This window comes from Microbacterium sp. K35 (assembly GCF_004794375.1).
GTDB lineage: Bacteria > Actinomycetota > Actinomycetes > Actinomycetales > Microbacteriaceae > Microbacterium > Microbacterium sufflavum.
In genome coordinates this window covers 1-876 of the sequence record NZ_SSDM01000388.1, presented here as the reverse complement: position 1 = coordinate 876, position 876 = coordinate 1, and the positions used below count along the sequence as shown (strand labels likewise).

Annotated in this window: 1 protein-coding gene; it reads right to left on the bottom strand. The window is 72.5% G+C overall.

Annotated elements, in window-relative coordinates; genetic code table 11:
* Positions 1–876 (bottom strand): SseB family protein (locus DW299_RS16040; protein WP_136037170.1); only part of this gene is annotated, 876 nt, incomplete at both ends.

The window sequence follows — 876 nt, the reverse complement described above, 5'->3', positions numbered from 1 at the left end:
GCACGGCGCGGACGAGCACCGGTGCAAGGGCGTCGCGCTCCACCACGATCGACGGACCGGCGGAGTCCACGATCACGCCCGCCATCTCGGCGTGACTCGTGAGCACCTTCGCCAGCTGCTCCGGCTCGAACGGCAGCGGCCGGTCCCCACGCCCCAGGGCGATGACCTCCAGCGGGTGCGAGAAGAGCTGCAGGAACCGGCGGCCGTCGGCGGTCTGGGCCTCGGCGATGCCGACCTGACCGGTTCCGGATCCGTCGTTCACGGCCACCCACATGCGCGTCGTCGCGAGGGCCTCCCCCACTTTCGCCGGGGTGTCCTGCGCGCGCGGGCCAGCGATCAGGGACTTGACCGTCATCTCGGTGTCGGCCTGCTCGAGCGTCTTCTCCAGCAGCTCCGTGGGGAACACCACGCGGTGCGGCGCCGAGGCGTTGTCGATGATGAGTCCGGCGAACTCCCCCGCGACCACGTGCTGCATGACCGAGGTGGACGGCTGCGCGACCGCCGACGTCGCGGAGGGGTCACCCTCGAGCTGCACGGAGTCGCGCACCGCGGCCGCCGAGCTGAACGCGAGCATGAACTGACGATCGCCGTCGCGCACGACCGCGACCGCGAGCGGCTTGCCCTCGCTGATCTGCTCCCTGGCGTCGCCGTTCACGCGGATGAACAGGTGACTCTGCAGCGCCTGCCGCAGCACCCCGAGCAGTTGCTCGTTCGACGCTCCGGCCTCGATCTGGGCCAGGGCCTCGCGCAGCAGGACGTTGTCCTTCATGCCGGGGACGCTCTCCGTCTGCTCCGGCGGGAGGGCCGGGGCCAGCGGCAGCTTCCGCTCCTGCGGCGTCGCGGGCTGCCCGGTCGGGCGCGCGGCGGGGGCGGTCG